At 56.1% G+C, this 20,234-nt stretch carries 18 protein-coding genes and 1 tRNA gene; 3 read left to right on the forward strand and 16 right to left on the reverse strand.

Annotated elements, in window-relative coordinates; genetic code table 11:
• Window positions 1-151: 151 nt before the first annotated feature.
• The 6 genes from ASE07_RS09245 to ASE07_RS09270 all read right to left on the reverse strand — a co-directional run bounded on the left by ASE07_RS09245 (window position 152) and on the right by ASE07_RS09270 (window position 6,543).
• Window positions 152-228 (reverse strand) — tRNA-Pro (locus tag ASE07_RS09245).
• Between the two features lie 93 nt (window positions 229-321).
• The gene (locus ASE07_RS09250; protein ID WP_082584034.1) at window positions 322-1,293 is read right to left on the reverse strand and encodes a pseudouridine synthase; all 972 of its coding nucleotides are present in this window, start codon (window positions 1,291-1,293) and stop codon (window positions 322-324) included.
• Between the two features lie 40 nt (window positions 1,294-1,333).
• Window positions 1,334-2,671, reverse strand: a complete 1,338-nt coding sequence (gene glmM / locus ASE07_RS09255; protein WP_057290503.1) for a phosphoglucosamine mutase — start codon at window positions 2,669-2,671, stop codon at window positions 1,334-1,336.
• The gene (folP, locus tag ASE07_RS09260; protein WP_057290504.1) at window positions 2,668-3,531 is read right to left on the reverse strand and encodes a dihydropteroate synthase; all 864 of its coding nucleotides are present in this window, start codon (window positions 3,529-3,531) and stop codon (window positions 2,668-2,670) included. The genes glmM and folP overlap by 4 nt, the downstream gene beginning before the upstream one ends.
• Before the next feature lie 321 nt (window positions 3,532-3,852).
• Window positions 3,853-5,739: an ATP-dependent zinc metalloprotease FtsH gene (ftsH, locus tag ASE07_RS09265; protein ID WP_057290505.1), complete on the reverse strand. Its 1,887-nt coding sequence runs from the start codon at window positions 5,737-5,739 to the stop codon at window positions 3,853-3,855.
• Window positions 5,740-5,895: 156 nt separating this feature from the next.
• Window positions 5,896-6,543 (reverse strand): RlmE family RNA methyltransferase, encoded by a 648-nt coding sequence (locus tag ASE07_RS09270; RefSeq protein WP_057290506.1) that lies wholly within the window; start codon window positions 6,541-6,543, stop codon window positions 5,896-5,898.
• 35 nt (window positions 6,544-6,578) lie between these two features.
• Here ASE07_RS09270 and yhbY point away from each other — a divergent pair, with 35 nt between their 5' ends.
• Window positions 6,579-7,052 carry a ribosome assembly RNA-binding protein YhbY gene (yhbY, locus tag ASE07_RS09275; protein WP_057290507.1) on the forward strand — a complete coding sequence of 158 codons (474 nt, stop codon included), beginning with the start codon at window positions 6,579-6,581 and terminating at the stop codon, window positions 7,050-7,052.
• Between the two features lie 79 nt (window positions 7,053-7,131).
• Here yhbY and ASE07_RS09280 read toward each other — a convergent pair whose 3' ends face one another.
• From ASE07_RS09280 to ASE07_RS09305, 6 genes are all read right to left on the reverse strand, one after another.
• Entirely contained in the window at window positions 7,132-7,593 is a 462-nt protein-coding gene (locus ASE07_RS09280) for a DUF4149 domain-containing protein (RefSeq protein WP_057290508.1), read from the reverse strand.
• Between the two features lie 12 nt (window positions 7,594-7,605).
• A complete protein-coding gene (gene greA, locus ASE07_RS09285; RefSeq protein WP_057290509.1) occupies window positions 7,606-8,082 on the reverse strand; it encodes a transcription elongation factor GreA in 477 nt (158 codons plus the stop codon).
• Window positions 8,083-8,184: 102 nt separating this feature from the next.
• Window positions 8,185-11,415: a carbamoyl-phosphate synthase large subunit gene (carB, locus tag ASE07_RS09290; protein WP_057290510.1), complete on the reverse strand. Its 3,231-nt coding sequence runs from the start codon at window positions 11,413-11,415 to the stop codon at window positions 8,185-8,187.
• The gene (gene carA / locus ASE07_RS09295) at window positions 11,408-12,559 is read right to left on the reverse strand and encodes a glutamine-hydrolyzing carbamoyl-phosphate synthase small subunit (RefSeq protein WP_057290511.1); all 1,152 of its coding nucleotides are present in this window, start codon (window positions 12,557-12,559) and stop codon (window positions 11,408-11,410) included. Before carA ends, carB begins: the two co-directional genes overlap by 8 nt.
• Window positions 12,560-12,866: 307 nt before the next feature.
• On the reverse strand, window positions 12,867-13,274 hold the full coding sequence (locus ASE07_RS09300) for a GlcG/HbpS family heme-binding protein (RefSeq protein ID WP_057290512.1): 408 nt from the start codon (window positions 13,272-13,274) through the stop codon (window positions 12,867-12,869).
• A gap of 75 nt (window positions 13,275-13,349) precedes the next feature.
• The gene (locus tag ASE07_RS09305) at window positions 13,350-14,516 is read right to left on the reverse strand and encodes a response regulator (protein ID WP_057290513.1); all 1,167 of its coding nucleotides are present in this window, start codon (window positions 14,514-14,516) and stop codon (window positions 13,350-13,352) included.
• Window positions 14,517-14,645: 129 nt separating this feature from the next.
• On the opposite strand from ASE07_RS09305, the gene ASE07_RS09310 reads away from it, so the two are divergent.
• Entirely contained in the window at window positions 14,646-15,224 is a 579-nt protein-coding gene (locus ASE07_RS09310) for a C40 family peptidase (RefSeq protein ID WP_057290514.1), read from the forward strand.
• Between the two features lie 11 nt (window positions 15,225-15,235).
• Here ASE07_RS09310 and ASE07_RS09315 read toward each other — a convergent pair whose 3' ends face one another.
• Window positions 15,236-16,078: a patatin-like phospholipase family protein gene (locus ASE07_RS09315; protein WP_235548403.1), complete on the reverse strand. Its 843-nt coding sequence runs from the start codon at window positions 16,076-16,078 to the stop codon at window positions 15,236-15,238.
• Between the two features lie 309 nt (window positions 16,079-16,387).
• Here ASE07_RS09315 and ASE07_RS09320 point away from each other — a divergent pair, with 309 nt between their 5' ends.
• A complete protein-coding gene (locus tag ASE07_RS09320) occupies window positions 16,388-17,419 on the forward strand; it encodes an extracellular solute-binding protein (protein ID WP_057290587.1) in 1,032 nt (343 codons plus the stop codon).
• A 63-nt stretch (window positions 17,420-17,482) separates the two neighbouring features.
• Here ASE07_RS09320 and phoR read toward each other — a convergent pair whose 3' ends face one another.
• From phoR to phoU, 3 genes are read right to left on the reverse strand one after another with little or no spacing between them, the layout of a single operon-like run.
• Window positions 17,483-18,802, reverse strand: a complete 1,320-nt coding sequence (gene phoR, locus ASE07_RS09325; RefSeq protein WP_057290516.1) for a phosphate regulon sensor histidine kinase PhoR — start codon at window positions 18,800-18,802, stop codon at window positions 17,483-17,485.
• A gap of 12 nt (window positions 18,803-18,814) precedes the next feature.
• On the reverse strand, window positions 18,815-19,504 hold the full coding sequence (locus tag ASE07_RS09330; protein WP_057290517.1) for a response regulator: 690 nt from the start codon (window positions 19,502-19,504) through the stop codon (window positions 18,815-18,817).
• 2 nt (window positions 19,505-19,506) lie between these two features.
• Complete coding sequence (gene phoU, locus ASE07_RS09335; protein ID WP_057290518.1) at window positions 19,507-20,214, reverse strand: phosphate signaling complex protein PhoU; 708 nt, start codon at window positions 20,212-20,214, stop codon at window positions 19,507-19,509.
• Window positions 20,215-20,234: the final 20 nt, after the last annotated feature.

Here is a 20,234-nt window from a genome sequence, read left to right on the forward strand (position 1 = left end):
TACCAGCGGATCGCATAGGATGAATGAACAACGAGGGAAGTCTGTGCCGTGAGTCTCGGCCACGATCCCTGTGTTTGAGAAGTGGAAATAGAGCGAAAATAGAGCGGAAATAGAAAAGGGGCTAGCTAAAAAGCTAACCCCCTTTTAAACTTGGTCGGAGTACAAGGATTCGAACCTTGGACCCCCTGGTCCCAAACCAGGTGCGCTACCGGGCTGCGCCACACTCCGAAGAATTAGATCATACCTGAGCAGCACTCTCAGGTCAATTCAAGGAAGCCTTTTAATCTGGTATTTGCGCAAATTTAAAGATTTGAAGGCAAGTTACTCGTGCGTCAATGCAAGCTTCCTATTACTTTCAAAAGAATGCGCCTTGCCGCTAACCGGGTCCCGGAAAGCGATTGCCTTGGCAAGCAACTGCAAAGGCTGCGACATATCATCACCCTTGCAAGGCAGCGCGTCCGGGTAAAACGCGTCGTTGATGATAGGAATACCGAGTGCCGCAAGATGCACGCGTAACTGATGTTTTTTTCCGGTCACAGGGCGCAGGAGGTAACGCGACCAGCGCTCCCCCCTTTCCGCGACATCAATACGGGTTTCCGAATTTGGCTCACCGTCGGCCTCGGTCATCCGAAAAAACGGCTGACCTTCTACAAGTCGGCTGCGATAAACGAATGGAAATTGCACGCCATTCAGGTTTGCTGCTACCGCCTCATAAACCTTCTCGACTTCGCGCTTCTGGAAAAGTGACTGGTAAGCGCCGCGCGTACGCAGATTATGCGAGAACACAACAAGTCCGGCGGTCTCCCTGTCGATACGATGGATCGGCGTCAGGTGATCAAGGCCGGTTCTCTTTTTTAACCTGACCAACAAGGTTTCCCGCAGAAAGCGCCCTGACGGAATAACCGGCAGAAAATGCGGCTTGTCACACACCAGGATGTCTTCATCCTGATAGACAATGTGCTCCGCAAAAGGGATCACCGTTTCCGGTTCGGGTTCGCGGTAATAGAAAATGCAGTCGTTCGGGCGGTATGGACTTTCGGCGTCCATGCGCGCGCCATGCGCATTCACTACATCACCGCGATGCATCCGTAGTTGCCACGCGTCGCGCGACACATTGGGAAAGCGCTCTACGAGGAAGGCCAACAGATTGACCCAAGGCCCAGGAGAAAGCCAGATATAACTCGGGCTGACTCCGTCACGCACCCCAAGCGGCGGCTTGAAAGTGCGGCGATTGAAATTGCGCGACCTCTCCGGCTTCGGGAGAAATTCTTTAGCGGTGTGAGGCGTTTTCATTCTGCAGAAACTTATGCTCGGACCTTCGGATGCAAATCGATCAGGCCACCACCTTGTCGGCGATACGCTTTGCCATTTTCTCCGCCAGTTCCGAATCCCTGGCTTCGACCATGACGCGAATCAGCGGCTCGGTCCCTGAGCTGCGAATCAGCACCCGGCCATTATCGCCCAAGGATGATTCGACGATTTCCTTCTCGCTCATCAAAGCCTGGTTCTTTTGCCATTCGAAGCCGGGGGCGACCTTTACATTGATCAGGCACTGTGGATACAGGGTGAGATCTTCTACACACTGCGGCAAGGTCTTGCCGCTGCGCTTCAACGCCGACAGTACCTGCAATGCCGACACGATGCCATCGCCGGTCGTATGCTTGTCCAGGAACAGCAGGTGACCAGAACCTTCGCCACCGATGCACCAGCCACGCTCGTGCAAAACTTCCAGCACATAGCGGTCGCCGACCTTGGCACGCGCGAATCCAATACCCATTTCCTTGAACGCGACCTCCAGTGCCATGTTGGTCATCAGCGTGCCGACGACTCCCTTGACAGGCGTGGTCGCCATCCTGTCCTTTACCATGATGTACAGCAGCTCGTCACCGTTATATGCCTTGCCTGTCGCATCGACCATCAACAGTCGGTCGGCGTCGCCGTCCAGCGCAATGCCAATATCCGCCTGATGTTCTTTCACAGCAGCGCACAAGGCGTCGGGCGCGGTTGCACCGACACGATCATTGATGTTGGTCCCATTCGGCTTGTTGCCGATGGCGATCACTTCGGCGCCCAGTTCATGGAAGACGTCTGGTGCGATATGGTAAGCGGCGCCATGGGCGCAATCGACGACGATCTTCAGGCCGCGCAAATCCAGTTCGTTGGGAAAGGTGCTCTTGCAGAATTCAATGTAACGTCCCTGCGCATCGAACAGGCGTTTTGCCTTGCCCAGGTTTTCCGAAGACACGCATTCCATCGGATGTTCAAGTTCAGCCTCAATGGCTGACTCGACGTCGTCAGGCAGCTTGTTGCCTGACGATGAAAAGAACTTGATACCGTTATCGGCATAGGGATTATGCGACGCCGAGATCACGACGCCCGCGGAGAGCCGCAATGCGCGGGTTAAATAGGCGACCGCGGGTGTAGGCATCGGTCCGGCCAGCATGACATCGACCCCGGCGGCGGCAAAGCCGGCTTCGAGAGCTGCTTCCAGCATATAGCCCGAGATACGGGTGTCCTTGCCAATCAAGACTACGGGTTTGCCGCTGCTGCCTTCGCCTTGTGCAAGCACCTTGCCGGCAGCATAGCCGAGGCGCATGACAAAATCCGGCGTGATCGGTGATGTGCCGACGCGTCCACGTACACCGTCAGTACCAAAATATTTGCGTGTCATAGGTTGTCCTTCTTTAGTGTTTCGACTGCCTGCCATACCTTCAGGGCATCGACCGTTTCGGCGACATCGTGCACCCTGACGATAAAGGCTCCGTGGGCTACCGCACTCAGGGCTGCCGCAATGCTGCCTGCCATGCGCTGCTCCACTGGCTTGCCGGTAATGGCCCCGATAGTGGATTTACGGGACAGGCCTGCCAATACCGGCAAGCCGATTTCGCCAGAAATATGCCGCAGATCTTTTAACAGCGTCAGATTATGATCGACGGTTTTCCCGAATCCGAAACCCGGATCGATGCACAGGCGCTCTCGCTCTATCCCAACGGCTTCGAATGCCGTCACTCTTTCACCTAAAAAACGCGTGACGTCGGCGACGACATCCTCATATTCGGGGCGAAGTTGCATGGTGACAGGGCTATGTTGCATGTGCATGATACACAAGGCACATTCGCTTTCATTGACGGCACGCAACGCGCCCTCTGCCCTGAATCCATTGATATCGTTGATCATATCCACGCCTGCCGCGATGGCTTCGCGCATCACTTCAGGTTTGTAGGTATCGACGGAAAGCGGCTTTCCGCAGTCACGCAGCGCATAGATGAGGGGCATGACCCGCCGCAACTCTTCGTCCAGCGGCAAGGACGCGGCGCCCGGTCGGCTCGACTCGCCGCCGATATCAATGATGTCAACACCATCGGCAATCATCTGTTCGGCATGCGACAAGGCGAGGTCGAGGGAGTGAAACTGGCCACCATCGGAAAACGAATCGGGCGTCACATTCAGGATGCCCATGACGAGGGGACGGCTTGACTGGCCGCTGAGGGGGAAGCGATAGCGTCCGAACTGCAGGTGTTTGGTGCTCATGATGCGTCAGCTACGATGATTACGGGAAGCATATGATGAAACGCATAACGACGCGGAGGCTGCGAAAGTTGATTCATGAAAGCCTGATTCCGGGTCCGGCGCGCAGAAGCGTGTTCGAATACCGGAAAATATACAAAACGCTATTTTATGTGATCGATCACGAAAAGCATCGCGAAAGAAAACAGCATCGAAAATTTATTCGGATAGAGGCAAAACACCAAAGAGAAGGAGAAATAAAAAAGGGTGAGGATTGCTCCTCACCCTTTCATCTTCTTGCTTTTTGCAGTTCGTCTACGACGGTCCTGGCTTAAGAATCAAGCGTTAAGCCGGTGCAGTCGCGTTCGGCGACATGCCGCCCGATGCGCTATCCGACGGAGAGCGCTTGACCGGAATGCCAGCCTTCGGCGGACGTGGTTCCAGACCTTCCATGATGTCGTTGATCTGGTCGGCGTCGAGTGTTTCCCAATCGAGCAAGGCTTTGGCCATGGTTTCAACCTTGTCCTTGTTTTCTTCGAGCAAACGGCGCGACAGCGCGTACTGTCCATCGAGAATCAAGCGAATCTCGGTGTCAACTTTCTGCTGGGTTGCCTCAGATACCGTCTTGGAACTCATGCGTCCAAAATAAGCATCTTGCTCGCTATCTTCGTACACCATGGTGCCCAGCGTCTCGGACATACCGTAACGGGTCACCATTGCGCGAGCCAGCTTGGTTGCGCGCTCAAAGTCATTGGATGCGCCAGTCGACATTTGATGCATGAAGATTTCCTCGGCGATACGACCACCGAACAGGATCGCAATCTCTTCCAGCATCTTGTCCTTGTACATGTTGACCCGATCATGTTCCGGCAACTGCCAGGTCAAGCCCAATGCATAGCCACGCGGCATGATGGTAACCTTGTGCACCGGATCGGCCTTCGGCAAGAGTTTGGCCACCACTGCGTGTCCTGACTCATGGTACGCAGTATTGCGGCGCTCTTCCTCGCGCATGACGGCGGATTTGCGCTCCGGCCCCATGACGATCTTGTCCTTGGCGTCCTCGAAATCCTGCATTTCCACCAGGCGCTTGTTGCGACGGGCAGCAAACAACGCGGCTTCGTTGACCAGGTTGGCCAGGTCGGCGCCGGAGAATCCCGGGGTGCCACGTGCGAGGATGTCAGCCTTGACGTCCGGCGCGATAGGTACTTTACGCATATGGACGTAGAGGATCTGTTCGCGGCCGCGGATATCGGGCAGGCCAACCATCACCTGGCGGTCGAAACGACCCGGGCGCAGCAGCGCCTTGTCGAGCACGTCGGCGCGGTTGGTTGCTGCAATCACGATGACGCCGGAATTCGCTTCAAAGCCGTCCATCTCGACCAGCAACTGGTTAAGGGTCTGTTCACGTTCATCGTTACCGCCACCCATGCCTGCACCGCGATGGCGACCAACTGCGTCGATCTCGTCGATGAAGATAATGCAGGGAGAATGTTTCTTGGCATTCTCGAACATGTCACGCACACGCGATGCACCGACGCCGACGAACATTTCAACAAAGTCGGAACCGGAAATCGTGAAGAACGGCACTTTGGCTTCGCCGGCGATGGCACGCGCCAGCAAGGTTTTACCAGTACCCGGAGGGCCGACCATCAGGACGCCACGCGGAATGCGTCCACCAAGCTTCTGGAACTTGGTCGGATCGCGCAGGAAGTCAACCAGCTCCTGCACTTCTTCCTTGGCCTCGTCGCAACCGGCAACGTCAGCGAAGGTAACGGTATTGCTTGCCTCGTCCAGCATCCGCGCCTTGGAACGACCGAACGAAAATGCCCCACCCTTGCCGCCGCCCTGCATCTGACGCATGAAGAATACCCAGACGCCGATGAGCAAGAGCATCGGGAACCAGGAAATGAAGACTTGCGACAGGAAGGACTGCTCTTCCGGTTGTTTGACGTCGAATTTGACGCCGTTGTTGATGAGGTCGCCGATCAGGCCGCGATCCAGATAGGTCACTGCGGTCTTGATGCGCTTGCCATCGTTGGTCGTTGCCACGATGGTGCGATCTTCGATGGTTGCCTCGCGGATCTGCTTCGCTTTGACCTCATCCAGGAAATCGGAATACGGTATCGGCGTCGCGCCGCCCGCCAACGTGCGACCGTCGAACTGCTTGAAGACGGTAAACAGCACAAGGGCGATCACCACCCATATGGCGGCTTTGGAAAACATGTTGTTCACTAGAACTCCTTAGACGCAGGTACGCCTATATTTACATAGCTTGTAAAATTGATTCTACTCGCAATGCACAGTGCTTGCTAGGCTGCATTTGCGGACCGGAATCGGCAAATCAAGGGCAAACAAGTAATTATTTGACAATTACTTGTCATCATGGGGTCACTGAACGGGATTTTTTAGCCCTTTACCAAGCAAAAAGATTTCGGATGATTTATCCCTGCTGGCTTTAGGCTTCTTTTGGGTGACGGTTTTGAACTCTTGCTTGAATTTTTCCACCAGCTGCGTATACCCTGTCCCGTTGAAACATTTGACGAGCAAGGCACCGGAAGGTTTCATATGAGCTTGCGCAAACTCCACCGCCAGATCGATGATATGTTCCACGCGAGCGGCGTCGGTGAAGGCCACGCCAGACAAGTTGGGCGCCATGTCCGATAAGACGAGATCCACCTTGCGCCCCGCCAGCACCTCTTCTAGCTGACGTAGCACCTCTTCCTCACGGAAATCACCCTGAATGAAATGCACGTCGGCGATCGGGTCCATTGGCAACATGTCAAGGCCGATGATGGTGCCGTTGATGCCGCCACCCTCCTTCCCCGACAATTTATTGCGCACATACTGTGACCAGCTCCCCGGCGTACTGCCAAGGTCAACAATCACCTGACCGGGACGAATCAGCTTTTCTTCCTCGTCGATTTCCTTGAGCTTGTAGGCGGCCCGTGCACGATACCCCTCCTTCTGCGCGAGCTTCACGTAGGGGTCGTTGATATGGTCGTGCAACCAGTTTTTGTTGAATTTGTTCTTGGCCATTCGCGTAGAATACCGTTTTTAAGGAATAAATAATTATGTTGAAACTGACACCCGCCGAGCGCAGCGCACTGCGTTCGGACGCCCATGCACTGAATCCGGTGGTCATCATCGGCGAAGCCGGATTGACACCGTCTGTGCTCAAGGAAATCGATGCCAGCCTGAATGCGCATGGCCTCATCAAGGTTCGCGTTTTCGGCGACGACCGGGAAGCCCGCGTCGGAATGTATGAAACCATTTGCGAACAACTGGATGCCGCACCAATCCAGCATATCGGCAAACTACTTGTGCTCTATCGCCCCAAAAAAGAAGCTGCCAAGGAACGCAGTGGCAAAAGTGGAAAAGGTTTGCGCGAAGTCACCATCGTCAAGCCCAGCCCAAGCGGTACCAAGCGACCCACCGTAACGAAAGTGATTCTGAAAGGCAATGAACGCGTCACCGCCGGCGGCAACATCAAGCGTGTCAAACCGCGTCAGACAAGTTCCAAAAAGTCTGCGCTTGGCCGGCGCTAAGCTCCCCCAAGCTTACCGATTGCGCCGTGTCCCGTATCGCACTACCGTTCGGGACTTCTGCTCTGCCGGGGCAGCATGATCAGCGCGCCTTGATGACCAGCGCCACGCCAAGCATGCTCTGCACCAGATAAATCGCGCTGGATACGCCATGCAGCAGGCCAAACTTCATTCTCATATCCGAATCCATTACACCTGCGGGACCGGATGCTTCGCGCAGTGCCGCCATGAATGGCTGCGATCCGAAATACCCTAACAGCGTACAAGCCAGCATGGCAAGTAGCAGCCAGGTGCAGGTGCGCCGCTGATTCCCCCCGAGATCCGAAGAAAAAGCGCGCACCAATATCAAGAGGATGATCGCGCAGGCAACCGAAAGCCAGGCTTCCACACGAAACAGTCTGCCGGCAATCGTACCCGCCAACACTCTGTCGTCAAGCGTCGCGAACAACGTGGGAGCAACCACATAACCGATCGTCCACAGGCTACCAACCCATACGGTGACGACCAGCAGACGTGCGCGGGCAAGTGCAAGTGTGGCGTTCAAGTTTTGCCGCAATCAGATGTAGCGCACTTCGAGGACTTCGTATTCGCGAATGCCGGATGGCGCGTTCACTTCGACGACATCGCCAGCGTATTTGCCGATCAACGCACGAGCGATCGGGGAGGTGATCGAAACCTTGAGTTCCTTCAGGTCTGCTTCATCTTCGCCAACGATCTGGTAAGTCACCTGCTGGCCGGACTCCATGTCCTCAAGGTCGACCGTGGACGCAAACACAATACGACCTTCCGCGTCCAGCAAGGTAGGATCAATGATTTGTGCCGCGCTCAGCTTGCCTTCGAGTTCTGCAATACGGCCTTCGATAAAGCTTTGACGCTCTTTCGCTGCATCATATTCCGCATTTTCAGAAAGGTCGCCTTGCGCGCGCGCCTCGGAAATTGCATTAATGACTGCAGGACGATCTTTCGTTTTCAAGCGATGCAATTCTTCCTTCAGAAGTTCTGCACCGCGCTTGGTAATAGGAACTGTGCTCATGAATTTTCTTTTTGACGAAATGAAAACCACAGAGGTCACAAATAGTGCCGGGTGGAACCCGGTACCGTCTGTGACCTCTGTGGCTGGAGTAAGACTGTAGGTCTAGTGTAAAGACTTATGCAGGCCTTGTAAATCGTAGACGTGCAGCTCGTCGAGATGACGCAAACCCTCGACGGCAGCTTCAGCCCCGGCGATGGTGGTGTAGGTCGTGGCACGGGCCAGCAAGGCCGAGGTACGAATCGCGCGCGAGTCCGCAATCGCGGTACGCTTTTCTTCGACCGTATTGATCACCAACACAATTTCGTTGTTCTTGATCATGTCTACCACATGCGGCCTGCCTTCGACCACCTTGTTCACCGCCGCCACTGGAATTCCGGCCGCACTGATGGACGACGCCGTACCCTTGGTTGCCACCAGTGTAAAGCCAAGCTCCACCAAGTCGCGCGCCACCTGTACGGCACGCGGCTTATCGCTGTTTTTGACGCTCAGAAACACCTTGCCCGAGGTCGGCAGCTTTACTCCGGCTCCCAGCTGCGACTTGACGAACGCTTCGCCAAACGTCTTGCCCACTCCCATGACTTCACCCGTTGACTTCATCTCCGGCCCCAGGATCGTATCGACTCCCGGGAACTTGTTGAACGGGAATACCGCTTCCTTGACGGAGTAGTACGATGGCACCACTTCATTCTTGATGCCCTGGCTGTCGAGTGACTGTCCTACCATGCAGCGCGCGGCAATCTTGGCCAGCTGCAGTCCGGTAGCCTTGGATACATACGGCACGGTGCGTGAGGCACGCGGATTGACTTCCAGCACGTACACGACATCCTGCAGCTTGCCATCGACCTCATGCTGCTGGATGGCAAACTGCACATTCATCAGGCCGACCACGTTCAACCCCTTGGCCATCAGGGAGGTCTGGCGCTTGAGTTCGTCAATGGTTTCCTTGGACAGCGAGTACGGCGGCAGCGAACAGGCCGAGTCGCCCGAATGCACGCCGGCCTGCTCAATGTGTTCCATCACGCCGCCAATGAAGGTGCGCTGGCCATCGGACAGGCAGTCGACGTCGACTTCGATCGCATCGTTGAGGAAGCGGTCGAGCAATACCGGCGAATCGTTGGACACCTTGACCGCTTCGCGCATGTAGCGCTCGAGGTCGCGCTGTTCGTGCACGATTTCCATCGCCCGGCCACCCAGCACGTAGGACGGACGGACCACCAGCGGATAGCCGATTTCCTGTGCCAGGCGCAACGCATCTTCTTCGGTACGCGCAGTCCGGTTAGGCGGTTGGCGCAGGCCCAGGTCCTGCAGCAGCTTCTGGAAGCGCTCACGGTCTTCGGCAGCATCAATCATGTCTGGCGAGGTGCCGACAATCGGCACACCGTTGGCTTCGAGGTCCAGTGCCAGCTTGAGCGGCGTCTGGCCGCCGTACTGCACGATCACGCCGTAGGGTTTTTCCTTGTCGACGATTTCCAGCACGTCTTCCAGTGTCAATGGCTCGAAGTACAAGCGGTCGGAAGTGTCGTAATCGGTCGATACAGTTTCCGGGTTGCAGTTGACCATGATGGTTTCATAGCCGTCTTCGCGCATCGCCAGTGCTGCATGCACGCAGCAATAGTCGAATTCGATTCCCTGGCCGATACGGTTCGGACCGCCACCCAGCACCATGATCTTTTTCTTGTCGGTCGGCTGCGATTCGCATTCTTCCTCATAGGTCGAATACATGTATGCGGTACGCGTGGCAAATTCGGCGGCACAGGTGTCGACGCGCTTGTAGACCGGACGCACGTTGAGCGCACGGCGCTTTTCGCGTACTGCCTTGTCGGTGGTCTTCATCAGCTTGGCCAGACGCCGGTCGGCAAAGCCCTTTTGCTTCAGCTTGAACAGCGTGTCTTTATCCAGCGAGTCGAGCGACTGCGATTCCAGCCACAGCTCGATGTCGACGATTTCCTTGATCTGTACCAGGAACCATGGGTCGATGTGCGTCAACTGATGCACTTCTTCCAGTGAGAAGCCTTGAGCAAATGCATCGCCCACATACCAGATGCGCTCCGGTCCGGGCTCGCCCAGCTGCTCTTCGATGGTTTCGCGGTCGGTGGTCTTTTCGTTCATGCCATCGACTCCGACCTCCAGTCCGCGCAATGCTTTCTGGAACGATTCCTGGAACGTGCGGCCAATGGCCATGACTTCACCAACCGATTTCATTTGCGTGGTCAGGTGGCTGTCGGCAGTCGGGAATTTTTCGAATGCAAAGCGCGGCACCTTGGTCACCACATAATCGATGCTCGGCTCGAACGACGCCGGCGTGGCGCCGCCGGTAATTTCATTACGCAGTTCGTCGAGCGTGAAGCCGACTGCCAGCTTGGCGGCGACCTTGGCAATCGGGAAACCGGTGGCCTTGGAGGCCAGCGCGGACGAACGCGACACCCGCGGGTTCATCTCGATGACGATCATGCGGCCGTCGGCCGGGTTGACCGCAAACTGCACGTTGGAGCCGCCGGTATCGACGCCGATCTCGCGCAGCACCGCCAATGAGGCGTTGCGCATGATCTGGTATTCCTTGTCGGTGAGCGTCTGCGCCGGGGCGACGGTAATCGAGTCGCCGGTATGCACGCCCATCGGGTCGAGGTTTTCGATCGAGCAGACGATGATGCAGTTGTCCTTCTTGTCGCGCACGACTTCCATCTCGTACTCTTTCCAGCCGATCAGCGATTCCTCGATCAGCAGCTCAGACGTAGGCGAGGCTTCCAGGCCGCGCTTGCAGATGGTCTCGAACTCTTCCGGATTATAGGCAATGCCGCCGCCAGTGCCGCCCATGGTGAACGATGGCCGGATGATGACGGGAAAGCCGATTTCCTTTTGCACCGCCCATGATTCTTCCATCGTGTGCGACACGCCGGAGCGGGCCGAACCCAGGCCGATCTTCGTCATGGCCTGCTTGAACTTGGAGCGGTCTTCCGCCTTGTCGATGGCTTCCGGTGTGGCGCCGATCAGTTCGCAGCTGTACTTGGTCAGCACGCCGTTGCGGTGCAGATCCAGTGCGCAATTGAGCGCGGTCTGGCCACCCATGGTTGGCAAAATCGCGTCAGGCCTTTCCTTGGCGATGATGCGCTCGACCACCTGCCAGGTGATGGGTTCGATATAGGTGACATCGGCCATTTCCGGGTCGGTCATGATGGTGGCCGGGTTGCTGTTCACCAGCACGACGCGGTAGCCTTCTTCGCGCAATGCCTTGCAGGCCTGTGCGCCGGAATAGTCGAATTCGCAGGCCTGGCCGATGATGATCGGGCCGGCGCCAATAATGAGGATGCTTTTTAAATCGGTACGCTTAGGCATGTTTGTGTTTCTCCATCATCGCCACGAAGCGATCGAACAAGGGGGCGACGTCGGTCGGGCCGGGCGAGGCTTCCGGATGACCCTGGAAGCAGAATGCCGGGCGGTCGGTACGGGCAAAGCCCTGCAGCGAGCCGTCGAACAGCGACACGTGGGTGACGCGGCAGTTGTCCGGCAGGGTTGCCTGGTCGACGGCGAAGCCGTGGTTTTGCGAGGTGATCATCACCTGTCTGGTATCGAGGTCCTGCACCGGATGGTTGGCGCCGTGATGGCCGAACTTCATCTTGAGGGTTTTGGCGCCGGATGCCAGCGCCATGATCTGGTGACCGAGACAGATCCCAAAGGTCGGGATGCCGCGCTCGATGAGTTCTTTGGTTGCCGCAATCGCGTAGTCGCAGGGTTCGGGATCACCGGGACCGTTGGCCAGGAAGATGCCGTCGGGATTCAGTGCAAGTGCATCGGCGGCGGTGGATTGTGCCGGCAGCACGGTAATCTTGCAGCCGCGCTCGGCCAGCATGCGCAGGATGTTGCGCTTGACACCGTAATCATAGGCCACAACATGGAATTTCGGTGCGTGCTGTGCGCCAAAGCCCTGGCCGAGCTTCCACTCGGTTTCATTCCAGACGTAGGACTTGGTCGTGGACACGACTTTTGCGAGATCCATGCCCGCAAGGCCAGGGAAAGACCTGGCCAGCGCCAGTGCCTTTTCCACATCGCTTTCACCAGCGAGGATTGCGCCGTTCTGAGCGCCCTTCTCACGCAGGATACGTGTCAGCTTGCGTGTATCGAGACCGGCAATACCAACCACGTTTTCCGACTTCAGATAGTCGGACAAGGTTTGCTGGGAACGGAAATTGGATGCCACCAGCGGCAGGTCCTTGATGATCAGGCCGGCAGCGTGGATTTTATTGGCTTCGATGTCTTCTTCGTTGACGCCGACGTTGCCGATATGCGGATAGGTCAGTGTGACGATCTGGCGGCTGTAGCTGGGGTCGGTCAGAATTTCCTGGTAGCCTGTCATGGCCGTGTTGAACACGACTTCACCGATCGTATGACCGGGAGCACCAATAGAAAAACCCTGGAAAATCGACCCGTCTGCGAGCGCTAGGATGGCCGGAACTGAGTGGCCAGAAAAAAATGGCAGCAAGGGTAACTCCTGAGATGATTACCGCCGCTGCGCCGCGCCAGAACGACCGTCAACCAAACGGCTTGCGCTGGATGTCGTGGGTCTTTTTGGGACGTGATGGAAGGGGTTATGCGCTACGGCGGGCTGAATTAGCTAAACCCCAAGATTATAGCTGAGATCGGCCTTCGCTGCAAACCCGAGACGCGTTTAAAATCAGGGGTCCTGAACGGATTCCCTAGTCATTCTTTCAATATTTTTTGTGCTCTCCGCACTTAACAAGGAAGCAAGAATTTCGCTTCCTTGCCGGTGTGTCAATGATCTAGAACGATCAGTTGCCGAGAGCGGCGATGCCTGCCTTTGCAATCTGTGCATCTTCAGTCGACTTTACACCGGAGATGCCGACCGCACCGACGCAGTGACCTTCGACCATGACCGGCACGCCGCCTTCGAGCATACCTTCGAGAACCGGGGCGGTCATGAAGGAATAACGGCCGTTGTTGATCATATCTTCATAAACCTTGCTTTCGCGGCGGCCAAGTGCTGCTGTCCTGGCTTTTGCCGGAGCGATGTGCGCGGAGATCGGTGCTGCGCCATCCAAACGCTGCAGCCACAGCAGATGGCCACCTTCGTCAACAATGGAAATGGTAACTGGCCAGTTGTTTGCCTTTGCTTCCGCTTCTGCGGCTGCGGCAATTTTTTTGGTGTCGTCGAGTGTGAGAAACGGTTTGGATTGCATTACGGCTCCTTCTAAAGAAGGCAGGATTGTACGACAGCTGATTCCGCGGTGCCTACCCCGCCGTTCAAACCATGATCACGGCCCCTGCTTACCGCGCTTCAGCACAAGGTCTACCAGCGGCTGCAGATCCGCTGACAATCTACCGAGGTGCGGCAGTACTTCGTTCTGGCGACCCTCACGTATCCATTGCAATAACGTGGCAAGATCCGGAGACGCCTGCTGACTCTCACCCTCTTGCGCCATTGGCAAGGATGCAATCTGTTGGCCGCACAACACTGCCGCTTCTTCTTCCGGCCCGACAACACCGGTCACGCTGCCGCCAATACCCAGCAGTGCGCGATGGCGTGCGCGATCAAGCAACTCATCGAACGTGATCATATTTGGATCGATGCCGGGATCGGAAAGAGAGACGACCCCGCAACTGGCAATGAAAGACATGCGCTCATCGCTGACAAGATGGGCGCCGGCAATCGCCCGGCACACACGTTGAGCGAAAAAACGTGCGGAATCAAAATTGATGCTCCCCGTCGCCACGGTGAACTCGGCTTCGCCCAACTGCGCGACGTGGTCGGTTTCCCTGACCGTGCTTTGCAAAAGCTGACCTATCGCCCGCGATACGCTGGCAGGCGGTGACATGGCAGCGCCCTCAAGTCCTACGTGCTTGAGGCCGATACAAACATCGAGCAGCACGAAATTTTTCCGGGCACTCGCCGCGCTTCCCAGCAGCGCAGCCGCTTTAGCGCGAAATGCATCGATTGTTGGCAACTGTAATGCTGCAACCGGCTCAATTTTCTGCACCAGGACTTCCAGGCTGCGCTCGAACTCACGTTGGGTTGCGACCAGCTTCGACAGGATATCCAGCCGGGATAGCAATTGAGCCGTGCCGATTCCCTTGGTAATCAAATCGGTCGCTCCTGCGGCTTTCGCCCTTTCCCGTTCTGCCCCTTCATCACTGCCCGACACCACAACCACGGGGATTTCCCGGATGCGACTGATTTTGGAACTGCGGATGCGCTGTAGCAAGCCATACCCGTCAAGCTTGGGCATAGTAAGGTCTGTAATCACGACCTTAATATTAGGATCGATCAGCAGGGTCTCCCATGCCTCCTCGCCGTTGAGTGCTTCGCGGAAATCAAACATGCCTTCAATATGTTTGATCAGCGTGGCTCGGACAATACGTGAATCGTCCGCAATCAGGACACGAGGTTTGACAGAAATATCGATTGCGCTAGGAGGTGCCATTCAGGTGCCGTTCATCTGAAAAGTCTGTCGGTAGGAATAGCATTAAGCATACCTGTGGTAAAGATTTTTTGACAGCAATACACGGATTCCCTTACATTGGCCCTGTTGCCGGAATTAAACCTTGACTGAATGATAATGAACCGTACTTTTCCTCTCCGGATACGGCGTGCAGCCTTTTGCGCGTCGCTGTTTTTTGCCGGCCTGATGGGAAGTGCCTGGACGACCGAGATTCCTGCTGTTGAGCCACAAGCTTCTGTAAGTCCTTCAGGCCCATTGGCAAAACTTCATGGGTTTACCAACCGCGCATCCGAACTGGCAATGCAAGCCATGTCCATGATTGGCATCCGGTATAAATACGGTGGAAATGCCCCAGAAAGCGGTTTGGATTGCAGCGGTTTAGTACGTTACGTTTTTCGCAAGACATCGGGTACGGAATTACCACGCACATCTGAAGAGATCAGTCGAGTAGGCGAAAAAATCGACAGCGCGGATCTGCAACCGGGCGATCTGGTGTTTTACAACACCTTGCGCCGCGGTTTCTCCCATGTCGGCATTTATCTTGGCGATAACAAGTTTATCCATGCGCCTCGTGCCGGCGCGGAAGTTCGCGTCGAAAGGATGGATATCGGTTACTGGAAAAAGCGCTTTAACGGTGCACGTCGGATTATCCAGTCCGCCCAGTCAACCCCGCCGAGCCAGCCTGAATAACAGGTCAGCCCCTATTGCTCCCGTTTTGCCGCGAGTTTCCGGCGTAGTTCCGGCAAAGCTGCCGCGACAGCCTGTTCGCCAGCAAGAATCGCAGTATTCCGCCCCGGGAAATCATTGCCTTTCATGGTTCCCAATCTTGGCTGAATCACGACATCCGCTTCCTTGAGCTCGTATTGATTGATACTTTGCCCCATGATGGCGAATGTCTGCAGTACCACATCGACGGAACTGGAAGATGGTTGTGCGTCCGGTTGCGCTGAAATATTGACAGCAATGATGAAGTCCGCACCCATTTCCCGTGCAAAACGAACAGGTACCGGCGACACCAGGCCACCGTCAACATAATTGTGGTCACCTACCCGAACCGGCTGAAAAACGCCAGGCACTGCCGAAGATGCCCTGACCGCAACGCCAGTATTACCGCGTCGGAACAAAATGGGCGCTCCGGTGCTCAGGTCCGTAGCCACTGCACCGAAGGGAATTTTCAGTTTTTCAATCGGCGCGTTTCCCAGCGTACGGTTGACATAGTGCTGCAAGGCCTCTCCTTTGAGCACGCCAGTCGATTTTGCAAACAGCGGCACCGACCAGTCTGAAATGGCAGCCTCATCCATTTCCAACGCCAGTTTTTGTAGGGCAAAGCCGTTATTTCCTGCAGCATACATCGCACCTACCAGACTGCCGGCACTGGTACCAGCCACAACATCGGGCACGATTCCCTGTGCTTCCAGAGCCTTGATGACACCAATATGCGCAAAGCCGCGCGCCGCACCACCACCGAGTGCTAACCCGATTCGCACTGACCGGGTCACCTTAGCCTGAACACTGGCGGCTGGCACATTCGGCTGTATGACCATAGGGATCTTCGGTGACGTGGTGGTGCAGGCGGAAAGGAACAGAGAACAGCAGACAAGAATGCTATGGCGGATGCGGATCATGGAAAGAAGTCGGGGCTGGAGAGCAAACGGGAAGCATGCGCGGGCACATCGAAATGGTCACGTTGGCATGTTGGCCGGGCTGGGAACAAGAAAACAAGTCCGCATTGTAGCCCATCGACAAAACTCTCCCATCAAGCTGGAATGAGAATGATTCCTATTATTTCGTCAAAAAGCTATACTTGACATATTGAGTACTTATTTAATCAAGGACCCATGATGAAAGGTGTCATGCAAAAGAACCTCGTTGTCGCCGCAATCGCCATTGCTGCAGCCTTCTCCGCCCAGGCGCAGGAAAAAGTGCTGAACCTGTATTCGTCGCGCCATTACCAGACCGACGAACAGCTGTATTCAAACTTCACCAAGCAGACTGGCATCAAGATCAATCGCATCGAAGCCGAAGACAGCCCTCTGCTTGAGCGTTTGCGCAACGAGGGAAAGAATAGTCCGGCTGACGTTATCCTGATGGTTGATGCGGCACGTCTCTGGCGCACTCAGATCGAAGGATTGTTCCAACCGGTCAAGTCCAAGGTGCTGGACGCGCGTATTCCCGGCAACCTGCGTGGCAAGAACGATGGCGAAGGTTCAGAGTGGTACGGCTTTTCGACTCGTGCTCGCATCATCGTCTACAACAAGGCGAACGTGAAGCCGGAAGATGTCGCTACCTACGAATCACTGGCCGATCCCAAGAACAAGAGCAAGGTCTGCACACGCTCCGGTTCGCATCCCTACATGCTGTCGATGATTGGCTCGATGATTGAACGTAACGGTGAAGCTGCCACTGAAAAATGGGCACAAGGCGTGGTTGCCAACTTCGCGCGCCCTCCGCGGGGCGGCGACACTGACCAGATCAAAGGCGTCGGCACGGGCGAATGTGGCGTGGCGGTCGCCAATAGCTATTACTATGCGCGTCTGCTGCGTTCGACCAAACCGGAGGACAAGGAACTGATGAGCAAGGTCGCCTTTCTCTGGCCAAACCAGAACACCTCCGGCACACACCTGAACATTTCCGGTGGCGGCGTGGCAAAGAATGCACCGCATCGCGATGCGGCGGTCAAGTTCCTTGAATACCTGGCGAGTGATGAAGCGCAGGCCTATTTCGCCAATGGAAATAACGAGTGGCCAGTCGTGAAGACCGCGGTCGCGGCTAATCCGACACTGGACGCCATGGGCAAGTTCAAGGCGGAGAACGTTTCGATTGCCACCATCGGCAAAAACCAGATCGCCGCGCAAAAGATCCTGGATCGTGTCGGGTATAAGTAAGAAGTAAGCAGAGCCGATAGCCGGCCGCCAAAACAACCATCGGGGCCTTGCCGCGCACTGCGGTCAGGCCCCGATCAGCTTTTCAGCCGGCGCTTCGCAAACGGCCTTGAGTGGAAACCTGACAATGAAGGTGCTGCCCTTTTCCGGCACTGAATCAATCACAAGTGATGCATCGTGCCGCAGCAGCACATGCTTGACAATGGCCAGGCCTAGTCCAGTTCCTTGGGTCTCACGTGAGCGGCTCTTGTCGACGCGATAGAAACGCTCGGTCAGGCGAGCGATATGTTCAGGCTTGATGCCGATACCATTATCCTGAACGGCAAACTGCGGGCCGCTTTCCTTCATTTTCCAGGACAGACGTATGGTGCCGTTCTGCGGGGTATATCGAACCGCATTGGTCGCAAGGTTGCCGAAGGCACTACGCAGTTCCTCCGTGCCGCCTTTGATGTCCGGACCGTCGATGTCGAGGAAAATCTCGTGGCGCCCGCCGGACAACGCCTGGGTATCCTGCAAGATTTGCTCGAGCAGGACGTGGATGTTTACCCGTTCAGGCCGCAACGGATAATCGATCGATTCGAGCCGCGTCAGCGTCAGCATGTCCTCCACCAGGTTTTGCATACGCTGCCCCTGCTCCGCCATCAGCTTCAGGTGCGACAGGCGGGTCTGCACCTCAAGGTTGGGCTGACTGCAGGCAATCTCAAGAAAGCCATTGATGACGGTGAGCGGTGTGCGCAATTCATGCGATGCATTGGCAACGAAATCACGTCGCATCATTTCAATGCGGTCGGACTCGGTCGCGTCATGGGTGACCAGGATCTGGCGCCGGTTTTCAAAAGGAATAATCTGGACAATGAGCTTACGGTCGCGCACCGCAAGCGTCAACGGCTGCTCATACCGACCGAGGATGATGTAATCGATGAACTCCGGACTGCGCACCAGGTTGGTCACGCGCATCCCCTTGTCGCGCTCAAGCTGCAGTCCAAGATGCTTTTCCGCCGCCGTGTTGCACCATTCGAGGAACAGCACGTCATCCATGATGGCGACGCCATCCGGCAACAGGCTCATGGCCTGCCGGAAGCGCGCCAGCCATTCAGCCAGCTCCGCCTGATTGCGTTCGTCGTCGCGCCGCAATTTGTACAAACGGGAAAAAATATCCGTCCATGCGCCCCACCCGTCCGGCAAACGCGAGCTGCTCGGGTGGTCGAGCCAGTTCGACAGTTGGAACAGGTAATGCAGCTGCACCACCAGCATCCCGCATAATCCAAGCACGCCTGCGGTGAGCCCCATGACCAGCCCAAAGAAATACCAGACCACGCCGGCACCGACGAGTATCAGCGCCAGGCGCAGGACGGCAGGGATCCAGAAAAGCAGGCGAGGATTCATGTGAAGCGTGTTTTATTTTTCAGACAGCATATAGCCTACACTACGCACGGTCTTGATCAGCGATTCGGCTTCCTTCAATGCTTTGCGGAGCCGCAGGACATGGACATCGACGGTGCGCTCTTCGATGGCGACGTGGTCGCCCCAGACCTTGTCGAGCAACTGGCTGCGTGAGAACACGCGCTCGGGATGCGCAAGGAAAAACTTGAGCAGCCTGAATTCCGCATGCCCGATGTCGATTTTCTGCTCATTGAGCGTCACTGTGCAACTGACCGGATCGAGCGTGACAGGGCCGGCGGCCATTGCGCTTTGTGCGTGTTCCGGGCTCTTGCGGCGCAGCAGGGCCTTGATGCGTGAAGTCAGCTCGCGCGGCGAGAACGGCTTGGTGATGTAATCATCTGCGCCATTGTCCAGCCCCGCGACCTTGTCTTCTTCCATGCTTTTTGCGGTCAGCATGATGACCGGCAGGCCCTGCAACTGACGGTCTGAACGGATGCGCGACAACAGTCGAAGGCCCGACTGGTCGGGCAACATCCAGTCGAGGAGTACCAGCTGAGGCGCATTCTGCTGCATGTACTCCCAGCCTTCCGCTGAGGTATGGACCGCCGCTGTATTCCAGCCGGCTTCCTTGAGCGTGAACGTCACCAGCTCAATAATCGGCGGTTCGTCTTCAACAATCAGTATGGTGGTTTTATCTACGGCCATATTCAGACAGCGCTATCCAGCTTGGTGTACACATAGTCGGTATGGCGGATGTCCTTGCCTTCGACCACGTAGATAACATATTCGGCAATATTTTTTGCATGATCGCCAATCCGCTCGATCGCCTTGGCGACCCACAGCGTATCCAGGGCAGCGGAAATCGTACGCGGATCTTCCATCATGAACGTGATCATTGTACGCGTGATGGCACGGAATTCATGGTCGATGGCTTCGTCCTGGGAAATGATGCGCGCCGCCTGCCTGTCGTCAAGACGGGCGAAAGCATCGAGAGCATCATGCAGCGAATCCGCAGCGCTGGTCGCAAGCACGCGTACCGATTCATAATGATTCAGCACACCCACGGTGCCGCGCTCATACAGATTTTTTGCAGTGCGTGCAATCTTGGTCGCCTCATCGCCGATTCTTTCCAGATCGGTAATGACCTTCAGCGTCGCCATGACGGTACGCAAATCGTTTGCCGCCGGCTGACGCTTCACGATCAGATGGCTGCAGGTATCGTCAAGCGAGACTTCCAGCTTGTTGACGTTTTCGTCTGCCTTGATCACCTGCTCGGCTTGTGCGATGTTACCGCTGCGAAAACAGGCGATGGCGTCGGCGTACTGGCTTTCCACCAGGCCGCCCATCAATAGGACTTTGGAGCGGATCGCTTCGAGGTCCATGTCGTATTGTTTTGAAGAGTGATCGCCTGGCATCAGGTTCTCCTATGGGTTCA

This window comes from Noviherbaspirillum sp. Root189 (genome assembly GCF_001428545.1).
GTDB lineage: Bacteria > Pseudomonadota > Gammaproteobacteria > Burkholderiales > Burkholderiaceae_D > Noviherbaspirillum.